Annotated in this window: 2 protein-coding genes; both read right to left on the bottom strand. The window is 63.8% G+C overall.

The window, feature by feature from the left end:
• Positions 1-194 (bottom strand): transposase (locus PINTE_RS25195; protein WP_157087471.1); only part of this gene is annotated, 194 nt, incomplete at its 3' end.
• A 27-nt stretch (positions 195-221) separates the two neighbouring features.
• Positions 222-566, bottom strand: a 345-nt coding sequence (locus tag PINTE_RS23615; RefSeq protein ID WP_217996688.1) for a hypothetical protein, incomplete at its 5' end; no start/stop codon positions are given.

Below are 566 nucleotides of genomic sequence, written 5' to 3'. Positions count from 1 at the left end.
TCAGAAACCGTCAACGGGGGCTCAACCTCAGGATTCGCCGCACGATGCTTCTTCACCCACACCCGCAACGTCTCCACCCCCACACCATTCTCCCGAGCCACCTGTGCCAGCGTCTTCTCGTGCTGCTCCTGCAAATACAGTTCCACCAGCTGCTTCTTGAACTCAGCCCTAAACGTCGTCCGCTTCCCAGCCATGACAATCACATCCCTTCCAGAAAGACCCTATTGGGTCAGGAGTCCGGAAGACTTACGGCACGCCACGTCCAGGCCAGGGGCGGAGCGGATGTTGCCGTAGGGGTCGTAGGCGTAGGAGATGATCTTGACCGCGTTCGACCCACCGGCGGTGTTCGCGCCGATGAGGCCGATGACGCTGCCGAGCCGGTCCGGGATCACGTATCCGACACGCTGCTCGGCCCCGGTCCCGCGGATCACGGCCAACGGTTTACCGTTGGGGCCCCGCAGGATCTTCTGGGCCACCCCGCCGGGGTCGACCTGGGAGGCGATCCCGAGCAGGGAATGACCGATCTGCTCCCCGTGGGCCCACGTCAACAGGTACTGCCCGGGGTT

The sequence above is a fragment of the Piscicoccus intestinalis NBRC 104926 genome, assembly GCF_001515525.1.
Taxonomy (GTDB): Bacteria; Actinomycetota; Actinomycetes; order Actinomycetales; family Dermatophilaceae; genus Kineosphaera; species Kineosphaera intestinalis.
This window is presented reverse-complemented; position numbering and strand designations above follow the sequence as displayed.